The following is a 14,950-nucleotide window of genomic DNA, read 5'->3' on the forward strand; positions in this document are numbered from 1 at the left end:
GCCTGCATTTGTTAGAGTTGACCTTTACTGTACGTTAGATGTTCAACTACATATCCAAGCTCAGATTGCGTAACCAGAAGCTCAACTTCTATTCTCCGATCAGGAAGAAAATTATACGTCTGCTCAGAAATACAGTAAAAAAACAAACGGCGGCTAAACGCCTCAAACTCTAATCGATGCCGACAACCCCACCCTCGCCGACTAGCTCTCGATTGCTTTTTTACTTCAGCAATCAAAGTAGCATCTTCACCAAAAATTTCTGTAAACAACTTTGGAACGAAAAACGCCGAATTCACCCAAAATAACCAAAAAAGGAATACAGGTAATCCGAGAAGTAACGCAAACCCTTTTAACCCCTTGGCGAAGAGACTGGATTCTCTGAATGAACAAAAAACTCCCTTTACATATAAAATCCAATAAATAGCGCACAAAAACAAAATTAGGCCTAACGATATATATACCGACCACTCAGACACTACAGGATCAACCACAAAATCATGTGAAAACGACGAAAAAATTAATCCAATACTGGATACCGCTGTAACCAAACCTAAAATTATATGATCTAACGAATAATTTTTTCTCGTTATAGTCATCACCAGCCTTTCTTAAACTCTAACGCCAGCATCAGCCGGCGCGCTATTCGCGCGCGCGGCTGAATGCCATCGTTAGGCGATTGATCGTGTGTTGATTCTTTGCCTGGAAAAATAATTTCAACCAGCCCCCTTTAATTCTTTAATTGCAGGGTGCGAAACGCCGCTTCGATGAATAACGCCTGGTTGAGAAACGGATTTTTACTGAATAGGTCGCCGGATGTCACTCGATCAATCAGTGACTGGCGCGGATTGCTAGTGTCTGTATTGGGTAAGTTAGCTGATGATTGGGGAATAAACTTGCCTGCATTCTCACTTGGCTCATGCACTAAATAGATTGTACCTGAAGCAATAGCGGCTTGGCGTCGTCGGTCACTGGCAAGTAACCCGGCTGCCAGTTCAACATCATCAGCATCGAGGTTGTTCTCTACAGCATAATCATACGCAGCTTCCAACGCTTCTCTGTCGCTTTCCGATAAAAAATCAAAGACATTTCCACTATCAGATGAAGGGTTAGGTCTTGGTATCGTTTCACGAATGTTGTGTTCTTGCTGCAAGGCATTTCTCAACGCTTGGCCATCTATATCAATTTCGGCATTGGCTGTGACCATGCTAACGGCTTGGTCAAGCAACGCTTGGCCTCTTGCTATGGGAAGGTAACTGGGCCCAAGTTCTTGGCGTAAAAACTCGTTCGCGCCTTGCATCAATAGGCTTATAGAATGACCACGGGCGCTAATCTTCACGGCTGAATTAGTAGTATTGCTGATCCGAGAGCCGGAGCTAGTTGCATTCTCTGAATTCGTTCTATCCTTGGAATTAGCAACGGAGGTATCTGATTGTGATGCGCTTTGGGCTGAGCTGTTAATAAGTCCAGTGATGATATCCATGCTGCATTTCCTCCTTATGACAAAGGGGTAATCTATCATATTGTATTACATCAGTAGCTGTAATCCACTCTTACTGTATCCGCTGGACACCAGAACAACCACGCCCTAACGCTTGCAGCATGCGCGCCTTCGGAATGGAGCCGAAGGCGCAATGTAGTAGGCGTCGCCGTGCCTGCACTGGTTAGGCATTCGACACCGTGGCAGATGCGACATACGCTAGCCCAACCATACCGAGAATAAAACAACCAAAACCGATAGCCGCAAGAGTCCAAATTAACGATTCACACCAGCCTGGGCCATTTGGAGCATCGTGCCGATTCCCTTCTATATTTTTCCGCCACCTTTCTCCAAAGGCGTAATCCCTGCCAATGATCGCAACGAGGGATGAGGCTAGGCTCAGGATGGATATAAAGAGACCCCACCAAGATGCTTGCAGAATAGGAATGAGATCCTCAGATAGCAGTGCACGTGAAGAGCCACTGAAGAAGCCGATGGAGACGGCCAGCGAACCGCCGGCCAGTACGAAAATTGCTCGCACCAATGAATCTGCACGACCCCGAAGGTCGGCCTGATGTGCGTTAAACTGCTCATTCTCGTCTGCCATAGTTTTACTGCCTAACGCCCGCAATCACGCGCTTGTCGCGTGGATTGCATTGTTATGCCACCTAGATCAAAATGTACCAATTATTGGTACTAGCGAGGTGGCATCGTGCAAAAGAACACCAGCATCACTTTAGGCCAACATTTTGATGCGTTCATTGCAGAGCAGCTCAAAAATGGCCGATACAGCTCAACCAGCGAAGTTGTTCGGGCAGGATTGCGCCTGCTCGAAGAATCTGAGACTCGCCTGACTACGCTCCGCAAACTGCTTAAGGAAGGCGAGGAAAGTGGTTTCGAAGACTACTCCTATGACTCGTTTATTCGTGAACTCGACAACGAAGGGCGCTGATGCCAAATTTCAAGCTTTCCAGGAAGGCCAAAGCTGACCTCAAATCTATTGCCCTATACACGGAGCGTGAATGGGGCCGAGATCAACGAAACCACTATATTCTTCAGTTCGATCAATGCTTCCACCTTCTCGGTGAAAATCCAAACCTGGGGCAAGCCTGCAATGAGATAAGCCCAGGCTACCGGCAGTACCCTCAGGGAAGCCACATCATCTTTTATCGGCTAGCCACCGACGATGTTGTTGAAATTATCCGCATCCTGCACAAACGCATGCTACCTGATGTGCATCTGATTTAGGGCATAACGCCGAGCTTAGCGGCGCCCTGACAAGGGCGTCCGGTGGACGGCCCTCGGGCCGGGAACGCACTACAGCGACTGGTTAGCTGGGGGCATCAATAAAGCCCGATCTCTGGCAACCAACATCGTAGCCCACACCGCAGCCCTAGCACCAAATTCCGCTGATGCTCTGTGCATAAAATCACCGCCAACGATGCAGCGAATGAACCAGAACGCCAGAATAGCAGGTAAGCAAGGAACACACTCTCGGCGGACAGCCCCACGCGGCAAGCTCCAATTCCTAAACCAGTACCGGTGGCTGATTGCGCTACCAGCAAGACGCCAGACTTTCGGGCCTTGGCTAAACTGAAACGCCGCCGGCTTTACTGCCAGCTTCCGGCCAAGGCCAATAGCACCCAACCGCCAAAAAAGACCAAAGCACTACCAGCTAACGCTTGCAGCATGCGCGCCCACGGAATGGAGCCGAAGGCGCAATGTAGTGGGTGTCGCCGTGCCTGCACTGGTTATGTTCGTCTATCAAGACGCTCCGCAGCTTCCAACATTTGCGCAAACTCGTTCTGCACAAACTCTTCGTTTACCCCATATTTCTCCCAGAGAGGCAGATACAACCTGGTTAAAATCTCATCCGCCTTCTTGAACTCCGAGAGTATGGATTGGAGCTCCTTTTTCATCTCTTGACGACCCACCTCGGAAATAAAGTCCTCTGCTCGCTCCCGAAAATAACGATGAACAAGCATATTCCTGAGTTCCAATGTTTTACTCAGAAAATCGGCATCTTCTTCTGACAAACTCAGTTCTGATTTGGCCACCTTGAGAAGCCGCCCAAAGGTTCTTCGACCGAGAGAATCATACAGGTCCAAATATAGTTCCTGTGACACAAGGTTCACTTCCGGCAGTCGAAGCACCACTGCTAGATTCAAAGCTGCCTCTTCAACAACCTGAGCGTAATAGGCCGTCAGCCCGAAAAATGCGAACGGCTCTTTGTCGCAGCAATTATCAATTTCAGGTATCTCAGGCATAGGAGCGACCCATCAAAGAACATAACGAATGAGCTTAGCGGCGACCTTGTAATGGAGGCGTAGCCGCAATGAAAAGGGCGTCCGGCGGCCATCGGCCGCGTACTACAGCGACTTGTTAAAAGCTATCGCAGGCCACCCAAGGCCATGAGAGCAACGAACGATACCAACCTGCTAACGATAACCATCAGAATTATATCCGGCCAGATATTTGCTCTGCTGAATTTTTTGAGCAGAACAAAAAGCACGACAAGCGACAATAACCAGCCAATCGTAGGCACCAAAGCAACGGCAGCGGCCCCACCCGCCGCAATGACAGTCTCACTCAATGCTAAGTCGACAAGGGTAATCTTTGCGGCAAGCCACAAAACCACGCCGCCGACTAAGGCATCCAGCACTACAACTAACAACTCACCCATGGGGTCTATCCTTACCTTTTAACGCCTCAAACACCGGCGCCGTTCACGGCGTCCGAGTGCTTTGACTTGTTAGCTGTATTTTGCACGACATTGGTAAGCATTGAGATTACTTTAAATTTGCCAAAGAAAACATGCACTAGAGTAATACTTGAACCGAAGTTTGGTATGCCAAAAACCTCTACTGTGTAGATCCTTTCATTGTTAGTGTTTGGCTTGCCGAATTCCATAAAGTCCATTGGTTTTCCGGAGTAGAATGCCTCAATCTCGGTTTCAATTTGATTCATCATCGGGTCTTGATCGCTAATTAAACTGCAATACATATGTTTTATTGAATAATTGTCTGGCAATGCAGAACCACAAGACTTAAAAACAAGCCCACAAGATAGGGCATCAAAAAACTCATTTAATCTATCTGTATCAACTGGATACTTGACAGCTCCATCAGGTAGTTGAACCGATCCAGCAGCCAGTTTTTTTCTTAATGCTCCATTATTAAATTCTAGTTGGGGCTTTACTTTTTTTAAGAATATTTCCCGAGCTCTATTGCTCGGAGAGGCATTCATGCAGATTTGCGCGAGAACATAAAGATCATCTTTTGACTTGGCGTTGTTGTGAGCGACACATGATTTTACTGTTAATAGCTGATCTTTCTCATCCTTAGGGAAAAAGGCTTTTGGTGGGATATGCTCCTTTGTTACACCTTTTTGTGAACATCCTTGAAAGTAGCAATTCAATCTGATTCTCCTAGTACAGCTAACGCTTGCAGCATGCGCGCCTACGAAATGAAGCCGAAGGCGCAATGTAGTAGGCGTCGCCGTGCCTGCACTGGTTAAGCGCTGAACTACAGGCCACGTTCGATAGCTTGTTTTATAACCGGAGCCACAGTTTCCGGTGTGATGCCTCGGTCCTGACAATATCTAGTTTGCAGCCATACGGATAGCTGCTTTTGTCCTTTGCTCGCATTGCAGCCGCAACAGCAAAGGGCGATATTTTCTCTGGTTATGATGCTGGCATCGTTGATGATGTGCTCCCAGCTTGCCGCTGACTTTCTTGAAACTTTCACGGAGGTAAACTCATTGCGACAATAAACGCATTCCGTATCTCGCGCTCGGATCTCTTTCTCCAGACCGTCCGGAATATTCCAGTTATTTGCCATTGCTCGAACTTACCTTTTTACCGCTTAACGCCAGCCATCACCGGTGGCAAAACCGGCGCGAAGCAGAGGTTTTGGCATCCGGTGCATGGCTTGGTTATGCGCTCTCTCGGATGGCACGGATATCCTCGATATCCACCGGCCGTGAGAGTGCAGATTTATACCGGACTAGATCCTCTTTCAGCATAAGGGGAAGCTCTAAGCCCAGCAAATTGACTGTTTTATAGCGAGAGAAATCTATGTTGAGCGGAACCCACGTCTCGCTGCCCGCATCAAAGATTCGCGGACCGTCAGCGCTACCTACCTCCACTTTAATGCCTTCATACGTGAACTGGACGTAGGTTAGGTCCCAACCTTCCTCCTGACGGTGAGCGGCTGCCTTGGATACAAATTCCTGACCATCCTGAACCACTGACGAAAAGTGTTTGCCAGGGACGAAAAGGTCGAGGTCATTCAGGTCACGCTCAGAGCCATATCCCTTAGCAGCGAGTCCCCCACAGATCAGAAAAGGGATATTCCTATTTCTGAGTAACCCCACAATCCATTGGGCTGCCAAATGATGCACGCCTCCTCCTTTTGCGCATAACGCCTGCATAAACGGCGCCCGACTAGGGCGTCCGGTGGACGGCCGTCAGGCCGGGAACGAATTTGATGCACTGGTTAGAAGCCGGTTCACCCGCTAGTTCCAGCCCTACTTCTCGGCTCGCATGCGAACTCCAAAGAAGCCACGCACCAGTTCACGGTCAGACACCGATACAAAGCACTAATCTATCCCCCTTACCCGGAACTTTCGGCGAACAGCCCCACAACCAGGGCACGCGGCCGATAACCCGTAAAAATTCGATGCCAGCTACCAAATTAGACGACGGTTTTGCTGGCCTTGGCCATGACCTATAAACAGAAATGACCACCCAATTTGCCGCCAAGGCCCTGCGCCCAGCCACCAAAAAACTACCAAAGCCTTGGCTTATAACGCGAAGGTAACCGGCGCCGGAGCGCCAGCGGAGGGAACCAAAAGCGGTACGCTTTTGGCGTCCGGTTGACCGGCTGGTTAGTGGCGGGTTTTGACGCTGCCTGCTCCCTGGCACTGACCATGACGGCCTACTCCGTTACCTCGCACCGGCTGGCGCCGATACCGTTTGTTTGAAACCACCGCCAAGCATGCGGTGGATGGACCTGAACTCAAAGGTACCAGATCCTCACTAAAATTTCGGCGGACGGCCCAAAACGACGAATGCCGAACTCACTACCAACACCGTTGCTGATTGAAGCAACCAACTCCGACGCGGACTCTGACGGCCTTGGTGCTCACCAGATTAAGCGGGTTTGGCTGCCAAGCCCGGCACCAAGGCCACTGGCACACAGCCACCCAAAAGGACCGAAGCCTTTGCCATTAACGCTTGCAGCATGCGCGCCTGCGGAATGGAGCCGAAGGCGCAATGTAGTAGGCGTCGCCGTGCCTGCACTTGTTAACCATACTTGATGGCTAGCAAAGTTGCCGACACCAACGCTGCAGTGATGAACGGCACCAAAAATGTGAGCAAGGAGACTCGATACTCTTTTACCGACTGATAAACCCAATAAGCAGCAATGAAGAAACAAGCCACGCCTACACCGTGGGCCCACTTGCCCGAAAACTCTGCAAGCTCCAAGCGCCCGGGAAGTGTCATATTGTCAAAATAAAAAGCCACCACGCCGGCAATTACGAACACGAAGCAGAGCAAGCCATTAATTACCGATAAACTCCGACGGTAGTGGCCTGACTCTCTAATGACCGGATCAAACTTCCACAACACACAGCTCTCCAAGTTGCCAAAGTGGTTAACGCTTGCATAAACGGCGGCTTTTGCGCAGCGAAGCGGAGAAAAAGCCGTCCGGTGGAGGGCCATCGGCCCGGAACGAATTTAATGCACTGGTTATGTGTATCTATTTAGTATGATTTTCGCATAACCTGCGGCAAAGCGTTCATAATGAGCGTCATTCGGCACGAGAGTTTTATCATTAACAATAATTTCTGGAGCTTCCCTATCTATTTTGAATTCAAATCCATTAACGTCGAAACCGATTTCCGGGACTACACACCCATCATTTGGCGTATTTGCGATAAATACTTTAGTGCTTTCTATAAATAAAGAAACGACATCAACAAAGTCTTCAACCGAATTTTTTTCTGGAAAGTGAAACTCGTGCTCTATTAGGTTTCGCTCTTTGTTTAGCTTGCTTAAAATCCTTGGAGTAATAACTCCCAACCCTTCCAGATACCCTAGCTTAGAGGGAATATTCCATTTCTTTTTCTTGGAAACCGCTCGCATTCCAATGCAATACAGAATCTCTTCGATACGGCAATCGAGAGCCCTCTTCGCGTTTGATAACGCATTCACAAGGTTACGCTTTTCTTTACCTAGCAAATCCTTCTCTGAAAACTCCAAATACTCTTTAGAGCTTACAGGGATTGGAAACTCTATCCGCTCCTCAATCTCGTTATCCATGATATCCACGCTATCACCCTCGAGAAGTGTCAGCATATCTTCAACCGTTTTATAGCAATCGCTTTCCAAGCTAACTCTCCTCAACATAACGTTTGCAGCATGCGCGCCCACGGAATGGAGCCGAAGGCGCAATGTAGTGGGCGTCGCTGTGCCTGCACTGGTTATACAGTGTTAGAAGAACACCTGCTCTGTCACGATTACACCAGCGACCTTTTTGTAAAACGGCTTTTCGCGATCATCACAGAGTTTGATGAAGGACTTATAGGTTGCAGGCTTAGTGAAAAGCAAAGTTACTTCTTCAAGGTTGAATTCATAGTCACCTTTTATCCTCCATTCCCGCTCATGAGTCCAATCTTTGAAAGACTCATCCTCGCTTATGTCGAAATTGACTATGCGCCACCACTCAGTGTCAGGAAGGTATTTCTTGGCTTCAGATGTCTTATCGTAAATTACGGGACGCCCGCCTTTTCGGTATATTTTCTGTTTGTGGAACAAGAAACCTGATGGAACATAACGCTTTTTTACTTGCTCACCGCTTTCTCGCAGCTTTTGCTCAAACCAGCAGTTCTGAGCTACAGCATGTACAGGAGCGTCCTGAAAGCAAACAGCGCGGCTTTTTCCGACGATGAATCCCTTCTCAGTACTGCTACCGCGCAGAAGTTGTTCGTCGAGAATTTTAAACATTACCTCGACGATCTTACTGTTGGAAGGCGCTTTTGTAAGATGAACAAGACTCGTAGAAAGGTCTGTACGTTCCGAGTAGCGACGCCTCCAACTATCTTTTGTATACGGCAACTGAGCACTCCCTTGAATCTGTATAACGCCAGCAGCATGCGCGCCCTTGAAATGGAGCCGAAGGCGCAATGTAAAGGGCGTCGCCGTGCCTGCATTGGTTATGCTTTTGCTTCAGACCGGTAACGTCGTGCATCAGTAATAAACCACTCTAACATTTGCCAGTGATCTAGTTTTGTAGCCTCATTGCCCATGCTTTTCCGAATTTCCAGCAGAAACTTCCCGACAAGCGAAATCATCTCTACGATCTCATTCTCGGAGGGCGTTACACCCTGCTGCTCTCCGCGCTGGAAAAAGTATTGCATTAGGTCATTGTATGATGTGACCACGCTCTCGGAGCCAACAAGTGACATCTTGAATGCCTTTCTTCGATACTCCTGAGAAAGTAACTTCTGTTGCGCTATTTGATTTTTTTCGCGGGATTTATTTTTGGGATCTGACTTCCAGGCTGCATCTGAGGTGAAGAGGATTACGAACGGCTCAAGAATATCATTGTAGGTCTCGATTCGGTCGTCTCTGAGCTTATCTTCCAGCTGAAACTGCCTATCTAGACCGACCCTTATCCTCCAACCTATTCCGCTAAGTATCAGAACCAATATGGGAGTAGCGATGGCCCCTATTGCCGTGACCACTTCAAGCCAATTCGCACTATCTTCCATGAACTCTCCTTCTTAGAGCATAACAGCTAATTATACGAACGAGTTCGTATATCACTCATTCGTAAAACCCCATTCAAACCCGTTCGAAAGAACAGGATTTCCTGCAATAAAACAAACCTTTAAGCAACAAACACCATGGCTACCGCCAGAGTTATACGCCCTCTTTTGAGCCACTCCCACTCTAGCCAGGGGCGTATAATTCCACCTTTCCTGTTGCTACTTTTGAACCCTATCAGATAGTTACCTTCTTTTCTCGGGCGAGTTCTGACGTTTTGCGAACACGTTCGTATAACTCCACTAATCGACAGCCTCTTGACTTTAGCGACAACCGTTATACTGTATATAAAAACAGCACTTAAGGATCAGTGGATATGGATATCCCTACCCCCATACCGACACAGCCAACCCGTTTTTTAGATAAAGTTCGGGCCTTTATACGTCTGAGAGGCATGGCGTATAAAACAGAGAAAACCTACCTATTCTGGATCAAGCGCTTTATCCGCTTCCATGGCCGCCGGCACCCTGAAACTATGGGCTCTGCAGAAGTTGAAGCATTTTTGTCTCATCTGGTTTTGCAGGCAAACGCAAGCGCCTCCACTCAGAGAGTCGCTTTGAATGCCCTGATATTTTTATATCGGGAATTTCTTGGCCATCCTTTAGATGACCTGAACTTCAAACACTCCAAAAAGCCAGTGAAGCTTCCAACCGTCTTCAGTGCGGAAGAAGCAAGATCCGTTATTGGCAATCTGAACGGAGACTACAAGCTTGTTGCCATGCTTCTCTATGGTTCTGGCCTGCGTATCAACGAAGCACTGCGTTTGAGAGTTAAAGACGTAGATTTTAATATGCAGCAATTGATTGTCCGTAGCGGCAAAGGCGCTAAAGATCGCATTACGCTGCTTCCGGATCGCCTCGTTGAGCCGTTAAAACAACAAATTGATTCAGCGCTGCACCAGCACCAGGCAGATCTTTTGAAAGGGTCTGGCTCCGTATATCTTCCCGCGGGCCTGGCACGTAAATATCCGAATGCCAGTCAGGAGCCGGGCTGGCAATATATCTTTCCCGCACAGGAGCTTTCAAAGGATCCTCGTTCAGGTATTAGCAGGCGACATCATTTAATGGACCGAACAGTTCAAAAACATTTTCGTCACGCTATCCAGGCTGCCGGAATCCGCAAGCTCGCGGGCAGTCATACTTTTCGCCACAGTTTTGCCACGCGCCTGCTAGAAACTGGCTATGATATTCGCACCATTCAGAAGCTCCTCGGCCACTCAGATATACGCACCACAGAAATCTACACCCATGTTGTTCACAAAGGTGGTTTTGGTGTTCGCAGCCCGGTGGACGAGGGCTTCTGAATTCACTACATGTGGTGCAGCCTCACCACTCCAACTGCGCCCCGGTCTGATACTCAATCACTCGCGTCTCAAAGAAGTTCTTCTCTTTGCGCATGGTGGCCTGTTCTTCCAGCCAGGGTGATACGTTTTTGGCGCCGGGGAACGGGTCTTCCAGGCCTACGGTGCGGGCTCTTCGGTTGGCCACAAACCGGAATTGTTCGGTGTGGTATTCCGCCGAGTAGCCCAGAATCGGGTCCCGCAAAATGTAGTCAGCGTAGTCTTTCTCTACGGCTTCGGATTCGTCCCACATCTCGCGCACGGCTCTGTGATCAAGGCTGATGTTTTCTTCTTCCAGAATCTGGTTCACCACTTTCAGGCCGAAGGCGAAGTGCATGGCTTCGTCGCGCAGTATGTATTGCAGTTGTTCGCCGGTGCCGCGCATCAGGCCGCGTCTTTGCAGGGCGAAGATGGGGCTGAAACCGTTGTAGAACCAGCAGCCTTCAAATACGCCGGCAAAGAACAGGTACGACATGATGAATTCCTGCAGGTCGTCTTTGTTGCGCAGGTTGATGTCGGGGCGCATAGCGGCGTCGAGGCGGCGGTTGGCCATCTGGATTTTGGCATTGATTTGCGGCACGACGCGGTAGCGGTTGTAGATTTCGCTCTGGTCCAGGTTGAGGGTTTCTATGCAATGCTGGTAGGCCCAGGTGTGCATGGCTTCTTCGTATACTTGACGCGCCTGGTAGATTTGCAGTTCCGGGGCGGTCATTTTTTCCATCACCGCCAGGCCGATGTTGCGCATGGCCAGGATGTCGGAGGTGGTGAGGTAGGCCAGCACGTTTTCGAAGACGTGTTTTTCCGCCGGGTTCAGGCGGTGGTGGTAGTCGTGAACGTCCTGGCTCATGTTTACATCCAGCGGCGTCCAGTGGTTTTTGTTGGCGTTCATAAAGAACTCCCAGGCCCAGGGGTACTTGAACGGTGCCAGCTGGTTTACGTCGGTTTCGCCGTTGATCACGCGTTTGTCGTCGGCGTTTACGGGGGCCACGCTGCTATCGGCAGCAGGCTGGGCTTGTGATTTGGTTTCGTCGTCCCAGTTCAGCATGGGTTACTCCTATCTGAGCTTTTGTTGGCCACGAAATCCACGAAAAAACACGAACAAAGATTTAAAAGAAAAATACACGCTTTGTTTTCTTCTTTCGTGTTTTTTCGTGGATTTCGTGGCAAAAAAATCACTTACTGACAAGCCTCACAATCTGGCTCGTCAATGCTGCATACCTGCGGCTGTGGCGCCGCAACCGGAGCCGCTTGCTGGTTTACGCCGGTGGCACCCAGTGAGCGCAGGTAGTAGGTGGTTTTCAGGCCACGCTCCCAGGCCAGTTGATAGAGTTCGTCGAGTTTTCTGCCGCTGGGTTCAGCCATGTACAGGTTCAGACTCTGGGCCTGGTCGAGCCATTTCTGGCGGCGGGAGGCGGCTTCTACCAGCCAGCGGGCGTCGATTTCAAAGGCGGTGGCATAGCGGGATTTCAGTTCGGTGGGTATGCGGTCGATTTGCTGCACGCTGCCGTCGTAGTATTTGAGGTCGTTCACCATCACGTTGTCCCACAGGCCTTCGGCTTTTAGATCGCGCACCAGTGAGGGGTTCACCACGGTGAATTCGCCGGAGAGGTTCGATTTCACAAACAGGTTCTGGTACGCCGGTTCAATGGACTGGGATACGCCCACAATGTTGGAGATGGTGGCGGTGGGGGCGATGGCCATAACGTTGCTGTTGCGCATGCCGTGTTTGGCAATAAGCTCACGCACCGGCGTCCAGTCCAGGCGGCTGTCGGTGTTCACGCTCAGGTCGCCGTCTTTGCGGGCGGCTTTAAGGTGTTCAATGGAGTCGATGGGCAGCACACCCTGGCTCCATAGCGAGCCTTCGTAGCTTTCATAAGCGCCCCGCTCGGCCGCCAGTTGTGCTGAAGCGCGAATGGCGAAGTAGCTCAGCTGTTCCATGGCCACATCGGCAAACTCAACAGCTTCCGGGCTGGTGTATGCCAGGCGCAGTTTATACAACGCATCCTGAAAGCCCATCAGGCCGAGGCCTACCGGGCGGTGTTTCAGGTTGGAGTTGCGGGCCTGGGGCACGGCGTAGTAGTTGATGTTGATTACGTTATCGAGCATGCGCACGGCGGTGTTCACAGTGCGTTCAAGGCGCTGCACATCCAGCTCGCCGTTGGCGATATGGGCGGCCAGGTTTACGGAGCCCAGGTTGCACACAGCAATCTCATCGGCGCTGGTGTTGAGAGTGATCTCGGTACACAGGTTGGAGCTGTGCACCACGCCCTTGTGCTGCTGCGGCGAGCGCAGGTTGCTGGGGTCTTTGAAGGTAATCCAGGGGTGGCCGGTCTCAAACAGCACGGTCAGCATTTTGCGCCACAGCTGTTTGGCGGAGATAGTTTTAAACAGCTCGATTTTGCCTTCCGCCGCCAGTGCTTCGTAATGTTCGTAGCGCTCGCGGAATTCGTTGCCGTACAGGTCGTGCAAATCGGGCACGTCGCTGGGGCTGAACAGGGTCCAGTCGCGGTCTTCGCGCATGCGTTCAATCAGCAGATCCGGTACCCAGTTGGCGGTGTTCATATCGTGGGTGCGGCGGCGCTCGTCGCCGGTGTTTTTGCGCAACTCCAGAAACTCTTCAATGTCCAGATGCCAGCTTTCCAGGTAGGCGCACACGGCACCTTTACGCTTCCCACCCTGGTTTACAGCGACGGCGGTGTCGTTCACCACTTTCAGGAAAGGCACAATGCCCTGGCTCTGGCCGTTGGTGCCTTTGATGCGGGAGCCCAGGGCGCGTACCGGGGTCCAGTCGTTGCCCAGGCCGCCAGCCCATTTGGAGAGCATGGCGTTGTCGCGGATCGATCCGTAGATGTCTTCCAGATCGTCGCCCACGGTGGTGAGGTAGCAGGACGACAGCTGAGAGTGACGCGTGCCACTGTTGAACAGTGTCGGCGTGGAAGCCATGTAGTCGAATGAGGACAACAGATTGTAGAACTCGATGGCACGGGCGTTGGGGTCGTCTTCCCGCAGGGCCAGGCCCATGGCGACGCGCATGAAAAACACCTGGGGCAGTTCCAGGCGGGCGTCTTTCCAGTGCAGGAAGTAGCGGTCGAACAGGGTTTGCAGGCCGAGGAAACCAAACTGCAGGTCCTGTTCGGGTTTCAGGGCAGCGCCCAGGCGCTCCAGATCGAAAGCCGCCATGGCTTCGTCCAGCAATTCATAGCGAATGCCGGCGTGGATGAAGGCACTCAGAGCCTGTGGATACACGTCGGCAAGGCTCAGGCTGGTATCCAGGTTCAGTGCGCTCAGGCTTTCAAGTCGTAGCTGTTCCAGCAACAGGCGGGCGGTCACCGCGCTGTAATCCGGCTCTCTTTCAATGCGCCCGCGAGCGGTCATGATCAATGCGCTCAGCACTTCGGCTTCATCAATGCCGTTGTAGAGATTACGGATAGACTCCTCTACCAGAGATTCACCATCAATGCCTTCCAGCCCCGCCGAAGCCTGCTCTACCTGTTGTTTCATCCGGCCCAGGTCCAGGGGCGCGGTACAGCCATCAGCCTGTTTTACGGTGAGATGCGGGTGGGCTTCTACCGGCTCGTGCAAGGCCCGTTCGTGGGCCTGCTTTTCGCGGTAAAGCACATAAGCACGAGCCACTTTTTGCTCTTCTGCCCGCATCAGGGCCAGTTCTACCTGATCCTGGATGTCTTCAATATGAACCCGGCCTCCGGCTTTCAGGCGGCGGCTGATGGCCTGCACCACCTGCTCGGTTACCCGGTGAACGGCATCGTTAATGTGGGCCGAGCCGGCAGCCTCGTCGCCTTCAACGGCAAGGAAGGCCTTGGTGACCGCCACGCTGATTTTGGAAGGGGTAAAGCTGACCAGATTGCCGTTGCGTTTGATAACCTGAAGGGCTTCTGTGTCGGATGGTGCAGCGGGCCGGGCTTCGGCCTGAGCAGTCGCAGACATACCTGTGTCTCCTGAGTACGCGTGAATTCCATTACCTTCGCGTACGCAGGACAAACCGGTGCACCAGTCAATCGTAGCTGGTACTGTGGCCGTGCTTGTTGCTGCTTACCTTAACAGAGCCAAATGCAGGCGCCTGAGTCGCGAAGGTACAGTTATCCCTGGCAGGTCTTCGGACTCAGGGGCGTGAACCGTTTACTCGCTGGTTCTGCCTTGCGTGGCGACTTCCCGGCTTGTGCCAGTGTCTTTTTGCCACGCTCGTTCCCCAATACCGCTGCGCGTCAGTTCCGGATTCTCACCGGATTCCCGATACCATATCTGGTATATAACCAAGGACGCAGCCACTATATACGGGACATTC

General features: G+C 50.9%; 17 protein-coding genes and 1 riboswitch. Of the genes, 3 read left to right on the forward strand and 14 right to left on the reverse strand.

Annotated elements, in window-relative coordinates; genetic code table 11:
- Positions 1-11: 11 nt before the first annotated feature.
- The 3 genes from FFI95_RS02875 to FFI95_RS02885 form a co-directional block, all read right to left on the reverse strand.
- On the reverse strand, positions 12-599 hold the full coding sequence (locus tag FFI95_RS02875; protein ID WP_222120372.1) for a hypothetical protein: 588 nt from the start codon (positions 597-599) through the stop codon (positions 12-14).
- A gap of 128 nt (positions 600-727) precedes the next feature.
- Positions 728-1,480: a hypothetical protein gene (locus FFI95_RS02880; protein ID WP_144820878.1), complete on the reverse strand. Its 753-nt coding sequence runs from the start codon at positions 1,478-1,480 to the stop codon at positions 728-730.
- 181 nt (positions 1,481-1,661) lie between these two features.
- Positions 1,662-2,084, reverse strand: a complete 423-nt coding sequence (locus FFI95_RS02885; protein WP_144820880.1) for a hypothetical protein — start codon at positions 2,082-2,084, stop codon at positions 1,662-1,664.
- A gap of 105 nt (positions 2,085-2,189) precedes the next feature.
- Between FFI95_RS02885 and FFI95_RS02890 the strand changes: the two genes are divergently transcribed.
- Both FFI95_RS02890 and FFI95_RS02895 read left to right on the forward strand, forming a co-directional pair.
- Positions 2,190-2,429, forward strand: coding sequence for a type II toxin-antitoxin system ParD family antitoxin (locus tag FFI95_RS02890; RefSeq protein WP_144820881.1), 240 nt, complete (start codon positions 2,190-2,192; stop codon positions 2,427-2,429).
- On the forward strand, positions 2,429-2,725 hold the full coding sequence (locus FFI95_RS02895; RefSeq protein ID WP_144820882.1) for a type II toxin-antitoxin system RelE/ParE family toxin: 297 nt from the start codon (positions 2,429-2,431) through the stop codon (positions 2,723-2,725). The genes FFI95_RS02890 and FFI95_RS02895 overlap by 1 nt, the downstream gene beginning before the upstream one ends.
- Before the next feature lie 503 nt (positions 2,726-3,228).
- On the opposite strand, the gene FFI95_RS02900 is transcribed toward FFI95_RS02895, so the two are convergent.
- The 9 genes from FFI95_RS02900 to FFI95_RS02940 form a co-directional block, all read right to left on the reverse strand.
- Positions 3,229-3,744 carry a hypothetical protein gene (locus tag FFI95_RS02900; RefSeq protein ID WP_144820883.1) on the reverse strand — a complete coding sequence of 172 codons (516 nt, stop codon included), beginning with the start codon at positions 3,742-3,744 and terminating at the stop codon, positions 3,229-3,231.
- A gap of 122 nt (positions 3,745-3,866) precedes the next feature.
- Positions 3,867-4,160 (reverse strand): hypothetical protein, encoded by a 294-nt coding sequence (locus FFI95_RS02905; RefSeq protein WP_144820884.1) that lies wholly within the window; start codon positions 4,158-4,160, stop codon positions 3,867-3,869.
- A gap of 26 nt (positions 4,161-4,186) precedes the next feature.
- On the reverse strand, positions 4,187-4,894 hold the full coding sequence (locus FFI95_RS02910; protein WP_186311953.1) for a hypothetical protein: 708 nt from the start codon (positions 4,892-4,894) through the stop codon (positions 4,187-4,189).
- A gap of 107 nt (positions 4,895-5,001) precedes the next feature.
- Positions 5,002-5,316: an HNH endonuclease gene (locus tag FFI95_RS02915; RefSeq protein WP_144820885.1), complete on the reverse strand. Its 315-nt coding sequence runs from the start codon at positions 5,314-5,316 to the stop codon at positions 5,002-5,004.
- A gap of 94 nt (positions 5,317-5,410) precedes the next feature.
- Complete coding sequence (locus FFI95_RS02920; protein WP_186311954.1) at positions 5,411-5,878, reverse strand: nucleotidyltransferase; 468 nt, start codon at positions 5,876-5,878, stop codon at positions 5,411-5,413.
- Positions 5,879-6,782: 904 nt separating this feature from the next.
- Positions 6,783-7,109, reverse strand: coding sequence for a hypothetical protein (locus FFI95_RS02925; protein WP_144820873.1), 327 nt, complete (start codon positions 7,107-7,109; stop codon positions 6,783-6,785).
- A 120-nt stretch (positions 7,110-7,229) separates the two neighbouring features.
- Positions 7,230-7,871, reverse strand: coding sequence for a hypothetical protein (locus tag FFI95_RS02930; RefSeq protein WP_144820886.1), 642 nt, complete (start codon positions 7,869-7,871; stop codon positions 7,230-7,232).
- Positions 7,872-7,973: 102 nt separating this feature from the next.
- Positions 7,974-8,486, reverse strand: coding sequence for a hypothetical protein (locus FFI95_RS02935; RefSeq protein ID WP_222120373.1), 513 nt, complete (start codon positions 8,484-8,486; stop codon positions 7,974-7,976).
- Positions 8,487-8,695: 209 nt separating this feature from the next.
- Positions 8,696-9,253 carry a hypothetical protein gene (locus tag FFI95_RS02940; protein WP_144820888.1) on the reverse strand — a complete coding sequence of 186 codons (558 nt, stop codon included), beginning with the start codon at positions 9,251-9,253 and terminating at the stop codon, positions 8,696-8,698.
- A 371-nt stretch (positions 9,254-9,624) separates the two neighbouring features.
- Here FFI95_RS02940 and FFI95_RS02945 point away from each other — a divergent pair, with 371 nt between their 5' ends.
- Complete coding sequence (locus FFI95_RS02945; protein WP_144820889.1) at positions 9,625-10,611, forward strand: integron integrase; 987 nt, start codon at positions 9,625-9,627, stop codon at positions 10,609-10,611.
- Positions 10,612-10,633: 22 nt separating this feature from the next.
- Here the strand turns inward: FFI95_RS02945 and FFI95_RS02950 are convergent, their stop codons facing one another.
- Positions 10,634-11,692: a ribonucleotide-diphosphate reductase subunit beta gene (locus FFI95_RS02950; RefSeq protein WP_144820890.1), complete on the reverse strand. Its 1,059-nt coding sequence runs from the start codon at positions 11,690-11,692 to the stop codon at positions 10,634-10,636.
- A 131-nt stretch (positions 11,693-11,823) separates the two neighbouring features.
- Complete coding sequence (locus FFI95_RS02955; RefSeq protein ID WP_144820891.1) at positions 11,824-14,592, reverse strand: ribonucleoside-diphosphate reductase subunit alpha; 2,769 nt, start codon at positions 14,590-14,592, stop codon at positions 11,824-11,826.
- 143 nt (positions 14,593-14,735) lie between these two features.
- Positions 14,736-14,938: riboswitch (cobalamin riboswitch) on the reverse strand.
- Between the last annotated feature and the right edge of the window lie 12 nt (positions 14,939-14,950).

The organism is Marinobacter piscis, from assembly GCF_007671655.1.
GTDB lineage: Bacteria > Pseudomonadota > Gammaproteobacteria > Pseudomonadales > Oleiphilaceae > Marinobacter > Marinobacter piscensis.

Excerpts from the sequence above, each read along its gene's own strand:
- FFI95_RS02880 (WP_144820878.1), bottom strand. The coding sequence starts at position 1,480 with ATGGATATCATCACTGGACTTATTAACAGCTCAGCCCAAAGCGCATCA.
- FFI95_RS02885 (WP_144820880.1), bottom strand. The coding sequence starts at position 2,084 with ATGGCAGACGAGAATGAGCAGTTTAACGCACATCAGGCCGACCTTCGG.
- FFI95_RS02895 (WP_144820882.1), top strand. The coding sequence starts at position 2,429 with ATGCCAAATTTCAAGCTTTCCAGGAAGGCCAAAGCTGACCTCAAATCT.
- FFI95_RS02900 (WP_144820883.1), bottom strand. The coding sequence starts at position 3,744 with ATGCCTGAGATACCTGAAATTGATAATTGCTGCGACAAAGAGCCGTTC.
- FFI95_RS02905 (WP_144820884.1), bottom strand. The coding sequence starts at position 4,160 with ATGGGTGAGTTGTTAGTTGTAGTGCTGGATGCCTTAGTCGGCGGCGTG.
- FFI95_RS02915 (WP_144820885.1), bottom strand. The coding sequence starts at position 5,316 with ATGGCAAATAACTGGAATATTCCGGACGGTCTGGAGAAAGAGATCCGA.
- FFI95_RS02935 (WP_222120373.1), bottom strand. The coding sequence starts at position 8,486 with ATGTTTAAAATTCTCGACGAACAACTTCTGCGCGGTAGCAGTACTGAG.
- FFI95_RS02940 (WP_144820888.1), bottom strand. The coding sequence starts at position 9,253 with ATGGAAGATAGTGCGAATTGGCTTGAAGTGGTCACGGCAATAGGGGCC.
- FFI95_RS02945 (WP_144820889.1), top strand. The coding sequence starts at position 9,625 with ATGGATATCCCTACCCCCATACCGACACAGCCAACCCGTTTTTTAGAT.
- FFI95_RS02950 (WP_144820890.1), bottom strand. The coding sequence starts at position 11,692 with ATGCTGAACTGGGACGACGAAACCAAATCACAAGCCCAGCCTGCTGCC.
- FFI95_RS02955 (WP_144820891.1), bottom strand. The coding sequence starts at position 14,592 with ATGTCTGCGACTGCTCAGGCCGAAGCCCGGCCCGCTGCACCATCCGAC.